The organism is Pseudomonas sp. Pme6b (assembly GCF_058129925.1).
In genome coordinates this window covers 1,269,530-1,291,402 of sequence record NZ_CM176704.1, presented here as the reverse complement: position 1 = coordinate 1,291,402, position 21,873 = coordinate 1,269,530, and the positions used below count along the sequence as shown (strand labels likewise).

Here is a 21,873-nt window from a genome sequence, read left to right as displayed (position 1 = left end):
CAACAATGCTCATCCGAATTGAAGAAGGTGTATATGGCGACGCTTGGGTTGTAATACTGGACGACTATCCGGTCAAATGCCGGAGCTGGCAGGAAGCCAGAGAATTTGCCGACCGCATGAAATCCAGAATCGACGCGCCTCATTCGCTGCCGCACATGACACGCCGCGCAGCCGCCGAAATAAGCGTTCAGGCGGCCGCCCGCTAGACCGACTCCATCCCCGCGAATCACTCGACACAGCGTTGCCACGCAACCGGCGACGCTGTTTCACCCCGTCACGACGCCGCTTGAATTATCGAACTACTTCTCGTTTCCATGACATCCGTTTCACATCCTCTTCACGTCCGCCTGCGTAAATTGACCCTACTCCTTTGATGAATCCCATTTGGCCCACCCCGTTGTGGGCCATTTTTTTGCCTGTAGAAAAGTACCAGCACTCCTCCATGGATCAGGCCGGGTTATTCGCTTCGCACTGTTTGCGACGAAGAAGCAGTCAGTACCGGACTGCTCAGGACACCAGCACTCAGCTCCGCCAAGCGATCATTGCCTGTACCGTTGGCCATGTTGTTGCTCCAATTCGCTGTCGTCGTTGCCACCCAGCCCAGCACAAACAATGCAACCGCCTGCAACGCCCACCTGGTAATGATCGACATGTGCTCTCTCCTTGTTCGGGTCTGGATGGCGAGCATGTAAACACCCCACCATGACAGAAGAATTGCAGAGATTTTTATTTTTGCCAGCCACAAGCCCGTCTTTGTGAAAAGAATGTTTGCGAAACGGGAATGAGCGGTCTGCAAGAGAAATACCCACACCCGCAGGTGGGGTATTTCCGAAAGGCGGGGTCAGTACTTGGTGCTTTGCTGCTCAGGCCTGGCAGGCGTGTCCACATGGCGCGGACCAGCGACCAGCAGGGCCAATACGCCAGCAATCGGCACGGCAACAACAACGATGATCCACATCAGCTTGTTGCTGGATTGTGTCTTGCTCTTGCGAATACGCATGACTGCCCAAATGTCCGAAATCACGATCAGAGCAGTCAGCGCTGCAAACAGCCACAAATGATTTTCCGATATCCAACCCATTTGAAATCTCCTGCACCATCAACGAAGGCAGCCAGACCGGCTGCCCTACTGTAGAAGAGGCCGGAAAGCGGCCTAAAGTTCAGAGAATCTTTCGGATTGTGCCCGGGTGCTCAGCTCAGAGGCAAGAGCGTCCAGAACGGCACACACAAGCAGAGCATGAGCACGATAGGCGTATTCCTCTGCACATCGTTCCTCACGCTCCAGCGTGGGAATGCCGTTCGTGACGCTCCGCGTCACACTCCCGTCAGGTAATCGGTGCCGGGTTGAACAGCGTGATGTCGTTGTGCAGCCGGTAGTGCTCGGTCCAGGTCTTTTTCTTGCCGCTGGCCACCTCCAGATAGAAGTGGAAAAGCTCCCAGCCCAGGTCCTCGATGCTTGCGCGTCCAGTCGCAATGCGTCCGGCGTCTATGTCGATCAGGTCAGGCCAGCGCTGAGCCAGTTCGGTGCGGGTCGAGACCTTCACCACCGGTGCCATCGCCAAACCATACGGCGTACCGCGTCCGGTAGTGAACACATGCAGGTTCATGCCGGCCGCCAATTGCAACGTACCGCAGACGAAGTCACTGGCAGGCGTAGCGCAGAAGATCAGCCCCTTGCCGTTGACCCGCTCACCAGGGCCGAGCACGCCATTGATGGCGCTGCTGCCTGATTTGACGATAGACCCTAGAGACTTCTCGACAATGTTCGACAACCCGCCTTTCTTGTTGCCCGGCGTAGTGTTGGCGCTGCGATCTGCCTCGCCTTTGGCCAGGTAACGGTCGTACCAGTCCATTTCCCGCACCAGAGCCTGCGCGACCTCCTGATCCTGCGCGCGGGATGTCAGCAAATAGATGGCGTCGCGCACTTCGGTTACTTCGGAAAACATCACCGTCGCACCAGCACGCAGCAACAGATCCGAGGCGTAGCCCAGCGCAGGGTTGGCGGTGATGCCGGAAAACGCATCACTGCCGCCGCACTGCATGCCAAGGATCAACTCCGAGGCAGGTACTGTTTCACGACGACGCAGGTTCAGCTTCTGTAGACGCGTCTCGGCCAGCTCCATGATCTGTTCGATCATTTCGTTGAAGCCGTGACTGGAGTCCTGAAGCCGATACAGCCAGGGCTCGCTGAGGTCCACCGAGCTGTCGCCCTCATGCATGACCTGCCCGGCCTGCAACTTCTCGCAGCCCAGGCTGATCACCAGCGCCTCGCCACCCAGGTTCGGGTTGCGTGCCAGATTGCGCACAGTACGAATCGGAATATAGGCATCGGTGGCAGTGATTGCCACGCCGCAGCCGTAGCTGTGAGTCAGGGCCACGACGTCATCGACGTTCGGGTATCTGGGCAACAGCTCGTCGCGGATGCGCTTGACCGCGTGGTCGAGCACACCGGTCACGCACTGCACGGTGGTGGTGATACCCAGAATGTTGCGGGTACCCACGGTGCCGTCAGCGTTGCGATAGCCTTCGAAGGTATAACCCTCCAGCGGGGCCTGTTTCTCGGGCACCGCGTCGGACATCGGCAGGCTGTCGAGCGCAGGTGCCGAGGGCATGCGCAGTTGGTCTTCCCTGACCCAGCTGCCACGCGGTATCGGTTGCAGCGCATAGCCAATGGTGTGGCCGTAACGAATCACGGCCTCGCCCACGGCGAGGTCAACAGTACTGACCTTGTGGCTCTGCGGGACGTTATCGACAGTCACCAGGCCGTTGTCGAATTCGGTTCCGGCCGGCACGCCCTTGTCGTTGACCACGACCACGACGTTATCCAGCGGATGCAGCCGGATATAGCGCGGCGAATCGGCATGTTGAATCAGGTTCATCACGGTTTCCTCAGGATTTCGCTTCGGAAAGGTCGCTGACCGAGTCGTTCAGCAATGGCCCCTTGGCAGGCGGCTCTTTCAATTCCACACGCTTGATTTCACCCACGATGAAAATGTAACTGATTACCGCCAGCAGCGCGTTGGCGCCCACGAACACCAGTGCCCATTTGAACGAGCCGGTGCTGCTGATGATGTAACCAATCACGATCGGAGTGGTGATCGATGCAATGTTACCGAAGGTGTTGAACAGACCACCGCTCAAACCGGCAATCTGCTTGGGTGAAACATCGGACATAACAGCCCAGCCCAGTGCACCGACGCCTTTGCCGAAGAATGCCAGGGCCATGAAGCCTACCACCACCCATTCGATATCAACGTAGTTGCAGGTCACGATCGAGGTGGACAGCAGCAGGCCACCGATGATCGGCGCCTTGCGGGCGAAGGTCAGCGAGTGGCCCTTGCGCAGCAGGTAGTCGGAAATGATGCCGCCCAATACCCCGCCGATGAAGCCGCAGATAGCCGGCAACGAGGCAATGATGCCCGCCTTGAGGATGGTCATGCCGCGCTCCTGAACCAGGTACACCGGGAACCAGGTCAGGAAGAAGTAGGTGATGCCGTTGATGCAGTATTGGCTGAGGTAGATACCCAGCATCATGCGGTTGGTCAGCAACTGGCGAATGTAATCCCACTTGGGGCCGCTGCTGGCTGTTTTTTGCGCGCCTTTACCCTTGTCCTGATCCAGATCGACCAGCGCGCCATTGCTGGAAATGTGCTCCAGTTCGGCCTCGTTGATCATCGGGTGGTTGCGCGGGCCGTAGATGACCTTCATCCAGATCATCGAGAACAGGATACCGACTGCGCCCATGACCACGAATACGTGCTGCCAGCCGTAGGTGTAGACGATCCAGCCCATCAGCGGAGCGAACAGAACGGTGGCGAAGTATTGCGCCGAGTTGAAGATCGCCGAGGCCGTGCCGCGCTCGGCGGTCGGGAACCAGGCGGCGACGATGCGGGCGTTGCCCGGGAAGGAAGGCGCTTCAGCCAACCCGACCAGAAGAACAGCGCGACGATGGCGGTGGAAATACCGAACTCACCCACATAGCCTTGCAGCAGGGTGAATAGCGACCAGGTGAAAATGCTCATGGCGTAGACTTTCTTCGACCCGAAACGGTCGAGCAGCCAGCCACCGGGGATCTGACCGGCCACGTAGGCCCAGCCAAATGCAGAAAAGATATAGCCCAGAGTGACCGGAGTAATGCCAAGGTCTTTCTGGATGCTGGAACCAGCGATAGCGATGGTGGCACGGTCGGCGTAGTTGATCGTGGTGACCAGAAACAGCATCAACAGAATCAAATAGCGGACGTGCGTCGGCTTGGACTTTTGCATGGTAGAGCTCCCACTGATTATTTTTTTACGCGGGTAAAGCTGTTTTTGGGTGTTGCATTACAGGCCCCTTGGCAGTGTCGCGGCGACGACAGCTACCACCTGTAAGGGTCATGCATTCCAACGACAAAACCGCTGATCGCTCAGCGGTTTTGTCCTGGGGGTGTTACTGCTTGCCTTGTTTGTCCATCAGCGCGGCGAGCATGTCGCACTCGTCCGGAGTCAGGTCAGTCAATGGCGCACGCACCGGGCCTGCGTCGTAGCCGGCGATTTTTGCGCCCGCCTTGACGATACTCACGGCGTAACCGGCCTTGCGATTGCGGATTTCCAGATACGGCAGGAAGAAATCGTCGATGTACTTGCCGACCGCCTCGTGATCGTCACGGGCAATGGCGTGGTAGAAGTCCATCGCCAGCTTCGGCACGAAGTTGAAGACCGCAGACGAGTAGACCGGCACGCCCAGCGCCTTGTAGGCAGCGGCATAGACTTCAGCGGTCGGCAGGCCGCCCAGGTACGAGAAGCGGTCGCCGAGACGGCGGCGGATCGAAACCATCAGCTCGATATCACCCAGACCGTCCTTGTAACCGATCAGGTTCGGGCAACGCTCGGCCAGTTGCTCCAGCAGGGTTGGGGTCAGGCGGCAGACGTTACGGTTGTAGACCACCACACCGATCTTCACCGCCTTGCACACCGCTTCAACGTGGGCGGCAACGCCGTCCTGACTGGCTTCGGTCAGGTAATGCGGCAGCAGCAGCAGACCTTTGGCGCCCAGACGCTCGGCTTCCTGAGCGTACTCGATGGCCTGACGGGTCGGACCGCCTACACCGGCCAGAATTGGCACGCTGGTGGCGCAGGTGTCGACGGCAGTCTTGATGATTTCGGAATATTCGCTGGCAGCCAGGGAGAAAAACTCACCTGTGCCGCCCGCAGCGAACAGAGCGCTGGCGCCGTACGGAGCCAGCCACTCGAGGCGTTTGATGTAGCCCGCGCGATGGAAGTCGCCCTGAGCGTTGAAATCGGTAACCGGGAAAGACAGCAGACCGGATGAGAGGATGGACTTCAGTTCTTGTGGATTCATTATTCGAACACCATGGAGGACATAATTGTTAGAGGATCACCGGGTCAGCGCCGATGTCGTAAGTCATCGTACAACTGATAATAAAATCACTCAACAGGGATTTTCGGGTTTTTTCAGAGGGAGAGCACCGGGGCCGTTTTTGGCTCACGCGATGCCGCGTAGATTTGTGACGCAGAGCGTCACGGCAGGCCTTCCCACGCTGGAGCGTGAGGAACGATAAGCCTGACTATTGTGCGAGAGCGTGCGGATAACCTCAATCCACCTAACCTATCGTGCGACGCTCTGCGTCGCATGCCGTTCTGGACGCTCTGCGTCCTCTTTAATCGTCAGGCCCGCTGCGACTCGGCTTCTTCGTGGGCGTGGCGCAGGCGTTCGCGGCTGTTGGTCAGATGCAGGCGCATGGCGGCGCGAGCCGCATCGGAGTCCTGACGGGCGATGGCGTCGAAAATTTCTTCGTGCTCGCGGCTCAGGCGGTCCATGTAGTGCTGCTGATCATCATGGGCCAGACGCGCAGAGTTCAACCGTGTGCGCGGGATGATGCTGGTGCCCAAGTGGGTCATGATGTCCGTGAAATAGCGATTGCCGGTCGATAGCGCAATCTGCAGGTGGAACTGGAAGTCAGACGCCACCGCATCCGTGGCGTGTGCGGCACTTTCATTGAGCGCGTCCAGCGCCGAACGCATCGCCGCCAACTGCTCGTCACTGCGCCGCTGGGCTGCCAGCCCGGCCGACTCGACTTCCAGGCTGATACGCAATTCGAGAATAGCCAGCACATCACGCAGAGTGACAATGGTGGCCGGATCGATACGGAACCCACTGGGGCTTGGCGTATCGAGAACGAAGGTGCCGATGCCGTGGCGGGTCTCGACCAGACCGGACGCTTGCAGGCGCGAAATCGCCTCGCGTACCACGGTGCGGCTAACGCCCTGCTCTTCCATGATTGCGGATTCGGTAGGCAGTTTGTCGCCACGCTTGAGCTGACCGCTGCGAATTCGCTCGGACAGCTCAGTCACCAACTCCTGCGCGAGGCTGCGGTGTTTTCTACGGGCGCGGGGCGGAGCGCTTTGATTTTCCATCCAACATCGATCTCTGGACTGCTAAACATGGGCTAATCATAGCTCAGCGGTTGTATGATCACACCCTCAAAAACGCCACCCGCCCAACAGCACTAACCTCAAACCGCTGCTGGTGTCGGTTGCTCGAGCAGTTTTGCGCCCTCGATACGCACATGCCGACCATGAAAGCGTTTGAGGCTGCTGCGATGTCCGATACTGACCAGCGTCAAACCGGGCAGGCCATCAATGATTGCGCGGTGCATGGCAGCCTCGTCATCCTCATCCATGGCCGAGGTGGCCTCATCCATATACAGCCAGCTTGGCGCGACCAGCAAGGCGCGAGCAAACGCCACTCGCTGCTGCTCGCCGGGCGACAGAAAGCGTTGCCAGTGATTGCTTTCATCCAGTCGCGGTATCAGGCGCTCCAGACGACACTGGTTCAGCACCTCTGCAAAGCGTTCTGCCGGGTAGCGTTGCGCAGGTTGTGGATAACTCATTGCCTCACGCAAGGTGCCGATGGGCAGATAAGGCCGTTGCGGCAGGAACAGCGCCGTCCCTGTGGGCAAGCAAATCTGGCCCGAACCGTGCGGCCATAGACCACCGAAAGCCTTCAGCAACGAGCTTTTGCCACTGCCCGAGCGACCACTGAGCATCACTCGCTCTCCCGGACCGATATGCAGATTGGCATCGCTCAACAGTTGACGCCCCCCTGCGAGGCTCAATTCCAGGCCACGCAGGTCCAGTGTGTCGTTAGCGTGAACCCTTTCAATGGCCGGTTGCTGCGCTTCATGATCAGTCATGGCCTGAAGGAAGCTCAGCAGGCGGTCACAGGTGGCGCGCCATGAGGCCAGCGTGCTGTAGGCGCTGATGAACCAACTGAAGTTCTCCTGCACATTACCGAATGCCGAATTGATCTGCATCAGATCACCCAACTCGATCTTGCCCGAAAAATACCGCGGCGCAGCCACGATGAAAGGAAAGATCAGGGCAATCTGCGAATAACCCGATGTGAAGAACGTCAGTCGCTTCTGGACTTTCATGGATGCCCGGAAGTTATTCCAGATCATCATGAAGCGCCCGCTGAGGCGCTGGTTTTCATTACGCTCGCCCTCGGACAAGGCAATACTTTCGGCGTTTTCCCGTACACGCACCAGAGCAAAACGCAGGTCCGCCTCAAAGCGCTCCTGTTGGTTGTTCAATGGGATCAGCCGCTTGCCGATCCAGTGCGTTAACAGGCTGCCGATAAGCGCGTAAAGCAGGGCCGCCCAGAACATATAGCCGGGTATGGTGACCCCGAACAGTTCGATGCTGCCCGACACGCCCCAGAGAATGACCGAGAACGAGACAAGACTGACGACCGCACTCATCAAGCCAAGCCCCAGACTGAGGGTGCTGGTGGTGAACTCGTTGAGGTCTTCGGACAGACGCTGGTCGGGGTTGTCGGTATACCCGCCCTGCTCCAGGTGGTAGTAGTTCTTGTCTGCCAGCCAGCGGGCGAAGTGCTGTTCAGTCAGCCAGCGACGCCAGCGGATAGTCAGCAACTGGGTCAGGTACAGACGATAAACCGCTGCCAGAATGGCGATCGCGGCGATACCGCTGAAGTACAGGATCAGGTGGGTGAAGGCAGCCAGGTCCTTATTCTCCAGCGCGTTGTAAAAATCCCGATACCAGCTGTTGAAGAAGACCGACACTTGTACGCTGAACAGCGACAGCGCAATCACCGAAACCAGCAACAGCCAGGCGGTGACCTTTTCCTCACTGCGCCAATACGGCGTTATCAGCTTCCAGACGCGGTGTAGAAACGCCCCTTTCACAGTGTCGTTGACGGCAGAATATTCAGCATTGCGATTCATGTAGGTCAGGCTCGCTCTCTTTGAAAGTACGATGCCTGATCACAATGAAGCAAAAAAACGCCTATACGACCACTATGAAAAAACCTTCATTAACGCCGCACAGGGCGCTTCTGCAACTTGCGTTGCAAGGTCCGGCGATGCATGCCCAGCGCCCGGGCTGTGGCGGAAATATTGCCCTCGTGCTCGGTCAGCACGCGCTGGATGTGCTCCCACTGCAAGCGATCCACCGACATCGGATTCTCGGGGACCAGCGTGTCGAGGTTGGCGTGTTCGGACAGCAGAGCCGCCAGCACATCATCGGCATCAGCCGGTTTGCACAGGTAATTGCACGCGCCGCGCTTGATGGCTTCGACCGCCGTGGCAATGCTCGAATAACCGGTGAGGATCACCACACGCATGTCCGGGTCCATTTCCAGCAGCTTGGGCAGCAGCACCAGACCTGAATCGCCATCCATTTTCAGGTCCAGCGCGGCGTATTCAGGAATGTCCTGCTGCGCCAGCGCCAGGCCTTCCTCGGCTGAACCTGCGGTGCTCACGCGAAAACCACGACGGCTCATGGCCCTCGCCATTACACGGGTGAACGTCGCGTCGTCATCGACCAGCAACAGGTGCGGCAGCTCTTCGCCTTCAACCTGGATGTCTTCGTCACTCATGCTTCTTCTCCTCGCGTATCTCGGGGCAGGCGCAGCTCGGTGAGCGTACCGCCTTCTTCATGACTGTAGAGCTTTACCGAGCCACCCGCACGGGTGACGCTGGCCTTGCTCAGAAACAGACCCAGGCCGAAACCTTTGCCCTTGGTAGTAAAGAACGGCTTGCCGATCTGTTCGGCAATTGCCAGCGGCACACCTGCGCCGTGGTCGCGAATACTGATACAGACTTCTGTGCTGTCCCAGTTCAGGTTGACTTCAAGGCCATCGGGGCAGGCGTCGGCCGCGTTGTTGAGCAGGTTGAGCAGCGCCTGGGTAAGGTCCGGTGGCGGGGCCAGCATCGGCACCTCGCCCTTGCCCAACTGGTAAAAGCGGTAGCTCACTTCCGGGCGCATCAAATGCCAACGGTTGAGGGATTCGTCCAGCCAGCGGGTGGCAGGCTGCTGTTCAACGGCCATGCGCCGGTTGGCTTCGGCGGCACGCACCAGTTGCTGAAGGGTCTGTTTGCACTGCTTGACCTGCTCCTGCAACACCGACAGGTCGTCCTGCAAAGCAGGGTCACCGTGGTCCTGGCGCATTTCCTTGAGCAGCACGCTCATGGTCGCCAGTGGAGTGCCCAGTTCATGGGCCGCGCCTGCGGCCTGAGTCGCGACGGCAAGCAGCTGTTGATCGCGCAAGCCCTCCTCCCGGCGCTCGGCGCGCAACTGCTCCTGGCGACGCAGCTCTTCGGCCATCTTTGCCGCGAAAAAGGTGATGACGGAAGCCGCCAGCGCAAAACTCAGCCACATGCCGTAGACCTGCATGTTTTCCCGGGCAATGGAATCGGTTTCCAGCGGGTAGGAACGCACCATCAGCAAGGTGTACATGCTCAGCGCAAAGCCGGACAGAATCAGCGAGTAACGCCACGGCAGCGTGGCGGCGGCAATGGTCAGCGGCACCAGATAATAAGACACGAACGGGTTGGCCGAGCCGCCCGAGTAATACAGCAGCGCGCTGTGAATCAGCAGGTCCAGCGCCAGTTGCAGCGCATATTCAAGCTCGGTGAGCGGCAGCGAGGTGCGCAGACGAATGACGGTCAGCCCGCAGAGCACCAGCGAACAGCCCAGGGTGATCGACAGTTGCAGCCACGGCAGTGGCAGAAAGTCGAACAGCCAGGCCATACCTACCGAGCCGGCTTGCGCGGCCAGCACCAGAATACGGATGAATGTCAGGCGCCACAGGTTTTGACGTGTGGCCGAAAGCATTTGAACGGGGGCGAGCATGAGCTCTCCTGATGAGTGCTCCAGGCGGATCGCAGCGAGTATAACCAAGCGAGAGGCAAAACTGGAAAAGTGCGTCAACGCACCGCACACCAGAGCAGTCCGGCATCGCAGGAACCGGGCCAAAGCGCTACAGTCAGAACACTTTGCGCCGAGCGACACGTGTCGCAGGCCGTTTGATAACAAGGAGCTCTCATGTTCAATCTTCGCCCTGCTGCCACGCTCGTCGCGCTGGCCGCCGCCCTGTCCAGCCTGCCGGCCCTGGCTGAAGAAGCCCGGTACAACCAGATTTCCTTGCGCGCCGAGGTCAATCAGGAAGTCCAGCGCGACCTGATGCTGGTTACCCTTTATACCGAAGCACAGGACAGCGACCCGGCCAAACTGGCAGCTCAGATCACTGAAACCCTGAACAAGGCTCTGGGCCAGGCGCGGCAGGTCAAGGATGTGAAGATCCGTCAGGGCAGCCGCAACAGCTATCCGGTTTACGACGACAAAGGGCAGAAGATCACCGGCTGGCGTGAACGCGCCGAGCTGCGTCTGGAAAGTGCGGACTTTGCGATACTTTCGAAGCTGACCGGCGAGCTGCTGACGGATCTGAAAATGGGCGGCATGGACTTCTCGATCTCGCCATCGACCCGCAAGGCCAGCGAAGACGCCCTGCTCAAGGACGCCGTGACTGCGTTCAAGGCCCGAGCGCAACTGGTCACAGAAGCCTTGGGCGGCACGGGTTACAAGCTGGTTAACCTGAACCTGAACACCTCGGGCTACCCGCAGCCGTATCTGCGCGCACCGGTGATGATGATGGCAAAATCCTCGCGGGAAGACTCAGCGCCAACACCCGATGTCGAAGCGGGCACCAGCCAGGTCAGCGTTGCAGCCGATGGCGTGATTGAAGTCGCGATTCCCTGAGAAACGGTCATCATTTATTCCGAGCCCGGAAACCGGAGCTCAATCAGCACAACTATCGCTCCCATGCTCTGCGTGGGAATGCAGTTACCGACGCTCTGCGTCCAATATTGAGAACGCAGCACTACGCGAGGGATCCATGGGACACACACTCTTCAAACCGCTGCTGCTGACCTCCGCTCTGCTGGCCTGCGCACCTCTGGCCCAGGCGGCCAGCACACTGGTGTATTGCTCTGAAGCCAGCCCGGCCGGTTTCGACCCCAGTCAGTACACCAGCGGCACCGACTTCGATGCCTCGGCCGAAACCGTCTTCAACCGCCTGACCCAATTCAAGCGTGGCGGCACGGAAGTGGAGCCAGGCCTGGCTACTCGCTGGGACGTCTCGCCGGATGGCCTGACCTACACGTTTCACCTGCGCGACGGCGTGAAGTTCCACACCACGGACTATTTCACTCCTACTCGCGCATTCAACGCGGACGACGTGCTGTTCACGTTCAACCGCCTGCTCGACGCCAACCATCCGTTCCGCAAGGCCTACCCGTCCGAATCGCCCTACTTCACTGACATGGGCCTGAACACAACGATCAAGAGCGTCGAGAAAGTCGACCCACTGACCGTCAAGTTCACCCTGAACAACATTGACGCTGCGTTCGTGCAGAACCTGGCCATGAGCTTCGCGTCGATCCAGTCCGCCGAGTACGCAGACAAATTGCTCAAGGAAGGCAAGGCCGAGGAGTTGAACCAGAAGCCGATCGGCACTGGCCCGTTCGTCTTCAAACGCTACCAGAAAGACTCGCAGATCCGTTACGCGGGCAACACCGAGTACTGGAAGCCCGAGGACGTGAAGATCGACAATCTGATCTTCTCGATCAGCAGCGATGCCGCAGTGCGCATGCAGAAGCTCAAGGCTGGCGAATGTCAGGTCAGCGGCTATCCGCGTCCGCAGGACATCGAAGAAATGAAAAAGGACCCGAAACTCAAGGTCCTCAGCCAGCCGGGCTTCAACCTGGGGTTCCTCGCCTACAACGTCACCCATGCGCCGCTTGATCAGCTCAAGGTGCGCCAGGCGCTGGACATGGCTATCGATAAACCGGCGATTATCAAAGCGGTTTACCAGAGCGCCGGTCAACTGGCCGAAAACGCCTTGCCGCCGGGTCAGTGGAGCTATGACCCGACGATCAAGGATGCCCCTCACGATCTGACCAAGGCAAAGCAACTGCTCAAGGAAGCAGGCGTGGCACCGGGCACGAAAATCGACCTGTGGGCCATGACCGTACAGCGCGCCTCGAACCCCAATGCGCGCATGTCTGCACAGATGATTCAGTCCGACTGGGAAAAGATCGGCATCAAGGCCAACATCGTCAGCTACGAGTGGGGCGAATACATCAAGCGCGCCAAGGCAGGCGAGCATGACGCGATGATCTACGGCTGGACCGGTGACAACGGCGACCCTGACAACTGGCTAGGTGTGCTGTACAGCTGTGCAGCCGTCAAAGGCAGCAACTACGCCAAGTGGTGTGACCCGGCCTACGACAAGCTGGTGCAGCAGGCCAAGCTGACCAGTAACCGCGACGAGCGCATCAAGCTCTATCAGCAGGCCCAGCACATTCTCAAGCAGCAGGTACCGATCACACCTATTGCCAACTCGAAGGTGTTTCAGCCGATGCGCCAGGAAGTGCAGGACTTCAAGATCAGCCCATTCGGTCTGACACCCTTCTATGGTGTCAGCCTGGGAACAGTGAAGTAACAACATGGCTCCAACCGGGTGCATTTTTCTCACCCGGTTGCGCCTTAACGGTGCGTAAAACGTTTCAAAAAACGACACGCAAACGATCAACAGGGTCGAAAATTACACTTTCGCGACATTCCTGTACGATCGTGCCACTCTTTGTCGCTTCTTTGGCGTCACTGTCTTGCTTTGGGTATGGCCCCTGCATAAGTATCGGATGGATCGGCTCACGAGGTCGTTCCCTCTAATCAAAATGACAACAACTGAGGCAACCATGCTCAAACACGCGGTCATTCCGTTTCTGGTCGGCGCCAGCCTGCTCGCCAGTGCTCCTTTCGCTCACGCAGCTTCGAATCTGGTGTTCTGCTCCGAGGGCAGCCCTGCCGGATTCGATCCGGGTCAATACACCACAGGTACTGACTTCGACGCCGCAGCAGAGACCATTTTCAACCGCCTGAGCCAGTTTGAACGCGGCGGCACCTCCGTGGTGCCCGGCCTGGCAACCAAGTGGGACATCTCTGATGATGGCCTGATGTACACCTTCCACCTTCGCGAAGGCGTCAAGTTTCACACCACGCCCTACTTCAAGCCGACCCGTGAATTCAATGCCGATGACGTGCTGTTCACGTTCAATCGCATGATCGACAAGGACATGCCTTACCGCAAAGCGTATCCGACCGAATTCCCGTACTTCACTGATATGGGTATGGACACCAACATCACCAAGATCGAAAAAGTCGACGACCACACCGTCAAGTTCACTCTTGGCAAAGTCGACGCTGCGTTCATCCAGAACATGGCAATGAGCTTCGCGTCCATCCAGTCCGCAGAGTACGCCGCCAAGCTGCTCAAGGAAGGCAAGCCGGAGCTGATCAACCAGCAGCCTATCGGCACCGGTCCGTTTGTGTTCAAGAGCTACCAGAAAGACTCCAATATTCGTTACACCGGCAACAAGGACTATTGGAAGCCTGAAGACGTCAAGGTCGACAACCTGATCTTCGCCATCACCACCGATGCCTCGGTGCGCATGCAGAAGCTCAAGAAAAACGAATGCCAGATCACCGCTTACCCACGTCCTGCCGACCTTGAGCCACTCAAGGCCGACAAAAACCTGAAGATGCCTGATCAGGCTGGCTTCAACCTGGGTTACATCGCCTACAACGTGATGCCTGAGATCAAGGGCGAAGACCATCCAAATCCCCTGGCTCAGTTGAAAGTGCGCCAAGCGCTGGACATGGCGGTCAACAAGCAGCAGATCATCGACTCGGTTTACCAGGGTGCAGGTCAATTGGCGGTCAACGCCATGCCGCCGACCCAGTGGTCCTATGACACCACCATCAAGGATGCCAAGTACGATCCCGAGAAAGCTCGCGAGCTGCTCAAGGAAGCGGGCATCAAGGAAGGCACCGAAATCACCCTGTGGGCGATGCCGGTTCAGCGTCCTTACAACCCCAACGCCAAACTGATGGCCGAAATGCTCCAGAACGACTGGAAGAAGATCGGTATCAACGCCAAGATCGTCAGCTATGAATGGGGCGAGTACATCAAGCGGGCCAAGAATGGCGAGAACGGCGCCATGCTGATTGGCTGGAGCGGCGACAACGGTGACCCCGACAACTGGCTCGGCACCCTGTTCGGCTGTGACGCCCTGAACGGCAACAACTTTGCCAAATGGTGTGACAAGCCGTTCGACACGCTGATCCATCAGGCCAAGGAAACGTCCGATCAGGCCAAGCGCACCGAGCTGTACAAACAGGCGCAACACCTCCTGAAAGACGCAGTGCCGATGACGCCTATTGCGCACTCGACTGTCTACCAGCCCATGCGCACTAGCGTACAGGACTTCAAGATCAGCCCGTTTGGCTTGAATTCCTTCTACGGCGTGAGCGTAACCGGGAAATAAAACCGGCGGCAGGCTGCGCCGCCCAACCGGCGCAGCCTGCCGTTCTACCTGAACATGAGCCCCGAGCAGTTGGTTGAAAAAGTGTCGATATTGGCACTCTTCGACTATCACTAAGATATTTCCTACGCACTTTGCTGCCTGCGAGCCTATATACCGCGCGTCTTTGGCGAATTACCGTCCTGAGGTCGCGGCAACTGGCAGGAAGCCAGCCGCTTCGTGGCCGTTGTAACCCAATGTGTGCGGACAGGTTGTTCGGAAATCTTTTTCGGGTCAGCGCCTTCGGGCCAGTTAGACATTCGAGCCTCGGCTCGTCCTTTGAAGGATAGGGATCATCATGCGTAAAACTCTTGCGATGACGTCGTGCCTGGGACTGTTGGCACTGGCCCCGTTTGCCCAGGCGGCAAGCAATCTGGTGTTTTGCTCCGAAGCGAGTCCGGCTGGCTTCGACGGTGCTCAATACACCTCATCCACCGATAACGATGCATCCGAGCCGATCTATAATCGACTCACCGAATTCAAGCAGGGCGATACCAGCGTGGTTCCGGGGCTGGCTACTTCATGGGATGTTTCGCAAGACGGTCTGACCTACACGTTTCATCTGCGCGAAGGCGTGAAGTTTCACAGCAACAAGAACTTCAAGCCCAGCCGTGATTTCAATGCCGACGACGTGCTGTTCACCTTCAACCGCATGCTCAACCCCGACCATCCGTTTCGCAAAGCCTACCCGACCGAGTTCCCCTACTTCACCAGTATGGGCCTGAACAAAAAGATCAAATCCATCGACAAGACCGACCCGCTGACCGTGGTGTTCACCCTCAATACGGTCGATGCAGCGTTCATCCAGAACATCGCGATGAACTTCGCCGGGATCCTCTCCGCCGAATACGCCGAACAACTGATGGCCAAGGGTGATGTGCGCGACATCAACCAGCAACCGATTGGCACGGGGCCTTTCGTGTTCCAGCGCTATCAGAAAGACTCGCAGATTCGTTACAAGGGCAACAAGGAGTTCTGGGACCCGAGCCGGGTGAAGATCGACCAGTTGATTTTCGCCATCGTGACCGACGCCTCTGCCCGCATGCAGAAGCTCAAGGCCAACGAGTGCCAGGTCTCGGTCAACCCGCGTCCGGCAGACCTTGCCAGCCTCAAGGAAGACAAAAGCCTGCAGATCATCGAGAAGCCAGGCTTCAACCTCGGTTACATCTCCTACAACGTACGCCACGAGCCGCTAGGCAAGCTGGAAGTGCGCCAGGCGCTGGACATGGCCGTCAACAAGCAAGCAATCATCAACGCGGTATATCAGGGCGCAGGACAACTGGCAGTCAATGCCATGCCGCCAACCCAGTGGTCCTACGATGACAGTATCAAGGACGCGCCTTACGACCCGGAAAAAGCGAAAACCCTGCTCCGCGCGGCTGGCGTCAAGGAAGGCACCGAACTGACCCTCTGGGCCATGCCGGTCCAGCGTCCTTACAACCCCAACGCCAAGCTGATGGCCGAGATGCTGCAGGCCGACTGGGCCAAGGTCGGCATCAAAGTCCGGATCGTCAGTTACGAATGGGGTGAATACCTCAAGCGCACCAAGAATGGCGAACACGATATCTCGCTGATCGGCTGGACCGGCGACAACGGTGACCCGGACAACTGGCTGTACAGCTGCGCCGCCATTGGCGGTAACAACTACTCGATGTGGTGCGACGAAAAATACGACCAGCTGGTCAAGGCCGCCGTCGCTGTCACCGACCGCGAGCAGCGCACCGACCTGTACAAACAGGCGCAACGCTACCTCAAGGAACAGGTGCCGATCACCCCGATTGCCCACTCGACGGTCAATCAGCCGTTGCGCGCCGAGGTCAGAGACTTCCACGTCAGCCCGTTTGGTCGCAACAACTTTTCAGGCGTCAGCATCGCCGACTGATCAGCAACCACGCATGCCCTCGCCGTCTTGTGTAACGGCGAGAGCCAGCACTTGCGCGTTTATACCGATAACAACGCAGGGCCCAAGGCCCTGCACCACCAAAAGCCAGGCTTAAGAACTGGCATATAAAAAAGTGATAAAGGGAGCTGCACATCGTGAAAACAACAAGTACTGCGTTATTGGCCTTATCTCTCTCGTCGTTCGGCGCATTGGTTCAGGCAGAACCAGCCAGCCAGACGTTCATACCGACCGAGCTGAGCTCCAAGAACGCACAGGCTGACGCCAACGGCTTTATCGAAGATCAACACCTGACCGGCACGACCCGCAACTGGTACGCCAACGAACTGAAGCGTCGTGGCGAGGTTTTCCGCTACAACGACAACGGCGTCGCTGAGCAGACCTCGCGTCGTATCAACTGGCAGCAGGGCACCATCGTCAACTACACCTCGGGCTACACGCAGGGTGTTGTAGGTTTCGCCACCGAGCTGGCACTGTACAACGCCATTGCGCTGGACCGTGACACCGATGACTTTGCCGGCAACTCCAACCGTACCCTGGCACACAGTGACGGTGATGCAGTGGGTCAGTGGAGCAAGATGGGCCTGGGCAACGTGAAGGCGCGGGTTTCCAACACCGTCCTGACCATGGGTCGCCAATCGGTGAACACCCCGGTCATCGCCTTCATTGGCAACCGCGCACTGCCTTCCAGCTTCCAGGGTGTTGCCGTACAGAGCGACGAGCTCAACAACCTGTCGTTTCAAGCCGGTAGCTTCGACCGCGTATCGCCACGTATGGAACAGAGTCTGGACAAGTTCCGCTCCGAGTACGGTGATCGCAGCCAGACCGCCGACCGCCTGGACATGTTCGGCGCTGACTACAAGCCGACCGACAGCCTGACTACCAGCTTTTATGCATCGAATCTGGAAGATTTCTGGCACCAGTACTACTTCGGCTTCACCCACGAACTGGGTGACAGCAAGGCACTGGCGCTCAGCACCAACCTGAACTACTACAAGACCAAGGACTCCGGTCAAAGCAAACAGGGCCCTATCGACAACGATACCTACAGCCTGTCGTTCACCGGTACGCATAACGCTCACAGCATCAGCCTTGCCTATCAGCAAGTGTCTGGCGATGAGTATTTCGACTATGCGCACGACACCAACGCAATCTTCCTGGCCAACTCCCTGCTCTCGGACTTCAACGGCCCGAACGAGAAATCCCTGCAGATCGCCTACGTACTGAACATGGCCGAATATGGCGTGCCGGGCCTGAAGTTCAACATTTACCAGGCGCGCGGCTGGGACATCGACGGTACCAAATATAAAGGCAACGTCTACGGCGACGTCCAGACAATCAATGGCGTTCGGACAGCGAGCGGCGTAAACGCAATGGACGGCGAGACTCACTACGAATACGGTATCGGTACGTCGTACTCCGTGCAGTCCGGCCCGCTCAAGGCCACTGCCATCCGCGCCACTTACACCACGCACCGCGCCAGCGAGAATCAGGCTGATGGCAACATCAACGAATTCCGTCTGGTGACCACCGTTCCGTTCAACATTCTTTGATTCGCTGAAAACCGTTCTGGTGCAAGGCAACAGCCTTGCGCCAGAACATCACCATCGGCGTCAACTCTATGGAGGGTTCACAATGAAACTGTTATCGCTACGCAACTCGATCGCCCTGGCCCTGCTCAGCGTCGCCGTCAGTGTTTCGGCAAAACCCCTGGTGGTCTGCACCGAAGCCAGCCCCGAAGGCTTCGACATGGTGCAATACACAACAGCCGTGACGGCCGACGCCGTGGCTGAAACCGTATTCAATCGCCTGGCGGATTTCAAACCCGGTACCACGGAAGTGATTCCTGCGCTGGCTGAATCCTGGGACATCAGCGAAGACGGTCTGACCTACACTTTCCACCTGCGCAAAGGCGTCAAGTTCCACACCACAGACTATTTCAAACCGACCCGCGACATGAACGCCGACGATGTGCTCTGGAGTTTCCAGCGTCAGCTGGACCCGAAACACCCGTGGCATGACAAGTCGAGCGTTGGCTTCCCCTACTTTGAAAGCATGGGCTTCAAAGAGCTGCTGAAAAGCGTCGAGAAAACTGACGACTACACCGTCAAATTCACCCTGACCCGCCGCGAAGCACCATTCCTGGCCGACCTGGCCATGGCGTTCGCCTCTATCTACCCGGCAGAATATGCCGACCAGTTGTTGAAAGCCGACAAGACCAACGATCTAAACAGCAAGCCAATCGGCACCGGCCCATTCATCTTCCAGCGCTATGCCAAGGATGCGCAGGTACGCTTCAAGGCCAATCCGGACTACTTCCGCGGCAAACCGCCTGCCGAAGCATTGATTCTGGCCATCGCCACCGACAACAACGTGCGCCTGCAGAAACTCAAGGCCAACGAATGTCAGATCGCGCTGTACCCAAAGCCGGACGACGTGCCGAGCATCAAGAAAGACCCGAATCTGAAAATCGATGAAATGGAGGCCATGACCACCGGCTATATTGCGATCAACACCACGCACAAATATTTGAGCGATGTGCGGGTACGCAAAGCCATTGACATGACGTTCGACAAGAACGCTTATGTCAACGCGGTGTTCGGCAAGGGTAATGCGCTGGTAGCAGTCAACCCGTATCCGCCGACCCTGCTGGGTTACAACAACAGCCTGAAGAATCCGCCGGTCGACCTCGACAAGGCACGCGCCTTGCTGAAGGAAGCAGGCGTGCCGGAAGGCACCACGTTTACCCTGTTCACCCGCAACGGCGGTGGCCCGACCAACCCTAACCCGATGCTCGGCGCGCAAATGATGCAGTCCGACCTGGCAAAGATCGGCATCAAGATCGACATTCGTGTCATGGAATGGGGCGAAATGCTCAAACGCGCCAAGAACGGCGAACATGACATGGTGTCTGCCGGCTGGGCAGGCGACAATGGCGACCCGGACAACTTCCTGACCCCGATGCTTAGTTGTGAAGCGGCGAAAAACGGCGAGAACTATGCACGCTGGTGCAATGCCGAATTCCAGACGCTGATCGACAAGGCCCGCGAAACAGTGAACCCGCAGGAGCGTGCGACGCTCTATGAGCAAGCTCAGGCAATATTCAACAAGGACCAGCCGTGGATCAGTATGGCTCACACCAGAATGTTCACGGCCATGCGTAAAAATGTGGAGGGCTACCAAATCAGCCCGCTCACAACCAACAACTTCGCCACTACCCAGGTGAAGTAGAAAAATAATCCGGCGAGCTCATAACCCGAGACTCGCCGGAGCACGCCTAACCGGCTGATGAGGTACACACCAAGATGTTTAGTTTTATCGCCCGCCGAGTGGGGTTGCTGATACCCACTTTCTTCGGCATCACCTTATTGACCTTCGCCCTGATTCGCCTGATTCCGGGCGACCCGGTCGAAGTCATGATGGGTGAGCGCCGGGTCGATCCGGAAATGCACGCTCAGGCCATGGAACGTCTTGGTCTGAATAAGCCACTGTATGCCCAGTACATCGATTACATCGGCAAGCTCGCCCACGGCGACCTCGGTGAATCGCTGCGTACGCGCACCAGTGTCTGGAGCGAATTCACCTCGCTGTTCCCGGCAACCCTTGAGTTGTCGCTGGCGGCACTGATTTTTGCGGGTATTCTCGGGTTGCTGGCCGGGGTCATCGCCGCACTCAAGCGAGGGTCCCTGTTCGACCATGGGGTCATGGGGATTTCCCTGGCGGGCTACTCCATGCCGATCTTCTGGTGGGGCCTGATCCTTATCATGTTCTTCTCGGTATCACTGGGCTGGACGCCGGTATCCGGGCGGATCGACCTGCTGTACGACATTCCGCCGGTCACCGGCTTCATGCTGATCGACACCTTGCTCAGTGACGAACAAGGCGCGTTTCTCGATGCTTTGCATCACCTGATTCTTCCGGCCATCGTGCTGGGCACCATCCCGCTGGCGGTAATCGCCCGGATGACCCGCTCTTCGATGCTCGAAGTACTGCGTGAAGACTACGTGCGTACTGCACGGGCCAAAGGCCTGTCGCCAGCACGCGTGGTATTCGTTCACGGCCTGCGCAATGCGCTGATTCCAGTGCTGACCGTATTCGGCCTGCAAATCGGCACATTGCTGGCCGGTGCGGTACTGACCGAAACGATCTTCTCTTGGCCCGGTATCGGCAAGTGGCTGATCGAAGCCATCGGTGCCCGGGATTATCCGGTCGTGCAAAACGGCATTCTGCTGATCGCCTGTCTGGTGATCCTGGTCAACTTCGTGGTGGATATCCTCTACGGCTTTGCCAACCCACGCATCCGTCATCAGCGCTGAGATCATCGATATGAGCACCCCTACTCCTGCGGTAGCAGTCGATCAAAGCCTGCTTTACCCATCCCCGTACAAAGAATTCTGGCAAGCGTTCTCGAAAAACAAAGGCGCGGTTGCCGGCCTGCTGTTCATGATCCTGATCGTGTTCTGCGCCCTGTTCGCCCCATGGGTTGCGCCCCATGACCCGAGCGAGCAATACCGTGACTTCCTGCTGACACCTCCGGTGTGGCTTGAAGGCGGTCAATGGCAATTCATCCTCGGCACCGACGAACTGGGCCGCGATCTGCTGTCGCGTCTGATCCAGGGTTCGCGCCTGTCGCTGCTGATCGGTCTGGCATCGGTGGTCATGTCGCTGATCCCGGGCATCCTGCTGGGCTTGCTGGCGGGCTTCTTCCCGCGCGTGCTGGGCCCTTCGGTCATGCGCCTGATGGACATCATGCTGGCCCTGCCATCGCTGCTGCTGGCTGTAGCCATCGTGGCAATTCTCGGCCCTGGCCTGATCAACACCGTGATCGCCATCGCCATCGTGTCGCTGCCGTCCTACGTACGTCTGACCCGCGCTGCGGTAATGGGCGAGCTGAACCGTGACTACGTGACGGCTGCGCGTCTGGCCGGTGCCACCCTGCCACGCCTGATGTTCATCACCGTGCTGCCCAACTGCATGGCACCGCTGATCGTTCAGGCAACGCTGAGTTTTTCCTCGGCCATTCTCGACGCCGCAGCGCTGGGCTTCCTGGGCCTTGGCGTACAGCCACCGACGCCTGAGTGGGGCACCATGCTCGCCTCGGCGCGCGACTACATCGAACGTGCCTGGTGGGTCGTAAGCCTGCCCGGTCTGACCATTTTGCTCAGCGTGCTGGCAATCAACCTGATGGGCGACGGTCTGCGCGATGCGCTGGACCCGAAACTCAAGAACGCCGCCTGAGGAGATT

At 58.3% G+C, this 21,873-nt stretch carries 17 protein-coding genes and 1 pseudogene; 9 read left to right on the top strand and 9 right to left on the bottom strand.

Annotated elements, in window-relative coordinates; all coding sequences use genetic code 11:
* Positions 1–5 precede the first annotated feature (5 nt).
* Entirely contained in the window at positions 6–206 is a 201-nt protein-coding gene (locus AC4ANE_RS05825; RefSeq protein ID WP_002555178.1) for a hypothetical protein, read from the top strand.
* A 251-nt stretch (positions 207–457) separates the two neighbouring features.
* Here AC4ANE_RS05825 and AC4ANE_RS05820 read toward each other — a convergent pair whose 3' ends face one another.
* From AC4ANE_RS05820 to AC4ANE_RS05780, 9 genes and pseudogenes are all read right to left on the bottom strand, one after another.
* Positions 458–652: a hypothetical protein gene (locus tag AC4ANE_RS05820; protein ID WP_044322962.1), complete on the bottom strand. Its 195-nt coding sequence runs from the start codon at positions 650–652 to the stop codon at positions 458–460.
* 189 nt (positions 653–841) lie between these two features.
* Positions 842–1,081, bottom strand: coding sequence for a PLD nuclease N-terminal domain-containing protein (locus tag AC4ANE_RS05815; RefSeq protein WP_002555179.1), 240 nt, complete (start codon positions 1,079–1,081; stop codon positions 842–844).
* Between the two features lie 244 nt (positions 1,082–1,325).
* Complete coding sequence (gene garD / locus AC4ANE_RS05810) at positions 1,326–2,879, bottom strand: galactarate dehydratase (RefSeq protein WP_002555180.1); 1,554 nt, start codon at positions 2,877–2,879, stop codon at positions 1,326–1,328.
* Positions 2,880–2,889: 10 nt separating this feature from the next.
* A pseudogene (locus AC4ANE_RS05805) lies at positions 2,890–4,265 on the bottom strand (MFS transporter).
* A 163-nt stretch (positions 4,266–4,428) separates the two neighbouring features.
* A complete protein-coding gene (gene kdgD, locus AC4ANE_RS05800) occupies positions 4,429–5,340 on the bottom strand; it encodes a 5-dehydro-4-deoxyglucarate dehydratase (RefSeq protein WP_004656752.1) in 912 nt (303 codons plus the stop codon).
* A 326-nt stretch (positions 5,341–5,666) separates the two neighbouring features.
* On the bottom strand, positions 5,667–6,416 hold the full coding sequence (locus AC4ANE_RS05795) for a FadR/GntR family transcriptional regulator (protein ID WP_002555183.1): 750 nt from the start codon (positions 6,414–6,416) through the stop codon (positions 5,667–5,669).
* A 98-nt stretch (positions 6,417–6,514) separates the two neighbouring features.
* On the bottom strand, positions 6,515–8,248 hold the full coding sequence (locus tag AC4ANE_RS05790) for an ABC transporter ATP-binding protein/permease (RefSeq protein ID WP_002555184.1): 1,734 nt from the start codon (positions 8,246–8,248) through the stop codon (positions 6,515–6,517).
* 89 nt (positions 8,249–8,337) lie between these two features.
* A complete protein-coding gene (locus tag AC4ANE_RS05785) occupies positions 8,338–8,901 on the bottom strand; it encodes a response regulator transcription factor (RefSeq protein ID WP_002555185.1) in 564 nt (187 codons plus the stop codon).
* Positions 8,898–10,157 (bottom strand): ATP-binding protein, encoded by a 1,260-nt coding sequence (locus AC4ANE_RS05780; protein WP_002555186.1) that lies wholly within the window; start codon positions 10,155–10,157, stop codon positions 8,898–8,900. Before AC4ANE_RS05780 ends, AC4ANE_RS05785 begins: the two co-directional genes overlap by 4 nt.
* A gap of 192 nt (positions 10,158–10,349) precedes the next feature.
* Between AC4ANE_RS05780 and AC4ANE_RS05775 the strand changes: the two genes are divergently transcribed.
* The 8 genes from AC4ANE_RS05775 to AC4ANE_RS05740 all read left to right on the top strand — a co-directional run bounded on the left by AC4ANE_RS05775 (position 10,350) and on the right by AC4ANE_RS05740 (position 21,866).
* Positions 10,350–11,063, top strand: coding sequence for an SIMPL domain-containing protein (locus AC4ANE_RS05775; RefSeq protein WP_002555187.1), 714 nt, complete (start codon positions 10,350–10,352; stop codon positions 11,061–11,063).
* A gap of 136 nt (positions 11,064–11,199) precedes the next feature.
* Complete coding sequence (locus AC4ANE_RS05770) at positions 11,200–12,807, top strand: ABC transporter substrate-binding protein (RefSeq protein ID WP_002555188.1); 1,608 nt, start codon at positions 11,200–11,202, stop codon at positions 12,805–12,807.
* A 256-nt stretch (positions 12,808–13,063) separates the two neighbouring features.
* The gene (locus tag AC4ANE_RS05765; RefSeq protein ID WP_002555189.1) at positions 13,064–14,692 is read left to right on the top strand and encodes an ABC transporter substrate-binding protein; all 1,629 of its coding nucleotides are present in this window, start codon (positions 13,064–13,066) and stop codon (positions 14,690–14,692) included.
* A 334-nt stretch (positions 14,693–15,026) separates the two neighbouring features.
* Positions 15,027–16,610 carry an ABC transporter substrate-binding protein gene (locus AC4ANE_RS05760; RefSeq protein WP_460408754.1) on the top strand — a complete coding sequence of 528 codons (1,584 nt, stop codon included), beginning with the start codon at positions 15,027–15,029 and terminating at the stop codon, positions 16,608–16,610.
* Between the two features lie 155 nt (positions 16,611–16,765).
* Positions 16,766–18,181 carry an OprD family porin gene (locus AC4ANE_RS05755; protein ID WP_002555191.1) on the top strand — a complete coding sequence of 472 codons (1,416 nt, stop codon included), beginning with the start codon at positions 16,766–16,768 and terminating at the stop codon, positions 18,179–18,181.
* Between the two features lie 82 nt (positions 18,182–18,263).
* On the top strand, positions 18,264–19,859 hold the full coding sequence (locus AC4ANE_RS05750; protein WP_005745330.1) for an ABC transporter substrate-binding protein: 1,596 nt from the start codon (positions 18,264–18,266) through the stop codon (positions 19,857–19,859).
* A gap of 74 nt (positions 19,860–19,933) precedes the next feature.
* Positions 19,934–20,944, top strand: coding sequence for an ABC transporter permease subunit (locus AC4ANE_RS05745; RefSeq protein ID WP_002555193.1), 1,011 nt, complete (start codon positions 19,934–19,936; stop codon positions 20,942–20,944).
* Positions 20,945–20,954: 10 nt separating this feature from the next.
* Positions 20,955–21,866, top strand: coding sequence for an ABC transporter permease subunit (locus AC4ANE_RS05740; RefSeq protein WP_002555194.1), 912 nt, complete (start codon positions 20,955–20,957; stop codon positions 21,864–21,866).
* Positions 21,867–21,873: the final 7 nt, after the last annotated feature.

Bases quoted from the DNA above. Each gene is read 5' to 3' on its own strand.
- AC4ANE_RS05795 (WP_002555183.1), bottom strand. From the start codon at position 6,416: ATGGAAAATCAAAGCGCTCCGCCCCGCGCCCGTAGAAAACACCGCAGC.
- AC4ANE_RS05760 (WP_460408754.1), top strand. From the start codon at position 15,027: ATGCGTAAAACTCTTGCGATGACGTCGTGCCTGGGACTGTTGGCACTG.
- AC4ANE_RS05750 (WP_005745330.1), top strand. From the start codon at position 18,264: ATGAAACTGTTATCGCTACGCAACTCGATCGCCCTGGCCCTGCTCAGC.
- AC4ANE_RS05785 (WP_002555185.1), bottom strand. From the start codon at position 8,901: ATGAGTGACGAAGACATCCAGGTTGAAGGCGAAGAGCTGCCGCACCTG.
- garD (WP_002555180.1), bottom strand. From the start codon at position 2,879: ATGAACCTGATTCAACATGCCGATTCGCCGCGCTATATCCGGCTGCAT.
- AC4ANE_RS05740 (WP_002555194.1), top strand. From the start codon at position 20,955: ATGAGCACCCCTACTCCTGCGGTAGCAGTCGATCAAAGCCTGCTTTAC.
- AC4ANE_RS05820 (WP_044322962.1), bottom strand. From the start codon at position 652: ATGTCGATCATTACCAGGTGGGCGTTGCAGGCGGTTGCATTGTTTGTG.
- AC4ANE_RS05790 (WP_002555184.1), bottom strand. From the start codon at position 8,248: ATGAATCGCAATGCTGAATATTCTGCCGTCAACGACACTGTGAAAGGG.
- AC4ANE_RS05825 (WP_002555178.1), top strand. From the start codon at position 6: ATGCTCATCCGAATTGAAGAAGGTGTATATGGCGACGCTTGGGTTGTA.
- kdgD (WP_004656752.1), bottom strand. From the start codon at position 5,340: ATGAATCCACAAGAACTGAAGTCCATCCTCTCATCCGGTCTGCTGTCT.
- AC4ANE_RS05765 (WP_002555189.1), top strand. From the start codon at position 13,064: ATGCTCAAACACGCGGTCATTCCGTTTCTGGTCGGCGCCAGCCTGCTC.
- AC4ANE_RS05780 (WP_002555186.1), bottom strand. From the start codon at position 10,157: ATGCTCGCCCCCGTTCAAATGCTTTCGGCCACACGTCAAAACCTGTGG.
- AC4ANE_RS05775 (WP_002555187.1), top strand. From the start codon at position 10,350: ATGTTCAATCTTCGCCCTGCTGCCACGCTCGTCGCGCTGGCCGCCGCC.
- AC4ANE_RS05815 (WP_002555179.1), bottom strand. From the start codon at position 1,081: ATGGGTTGGATATCGGAAAATCATTTGTGGCTGTTTGCAGCGCTGACT.
- AC4ANE_RS05770 (WP_002555188.1), top strand. From the start codon at position 11,200: ATGGGACACACACTCTTCAAACCGCTGCTGCTGACCTCCGCTCTGCTG.
- AC4ANE_RS05745 (WP_002555193.1), top strand. From the start codon at position 19,934: ATGTTTAGTTTTATCGCCCGCCGAGTGGGGTTGCTGATACCCACTTTC.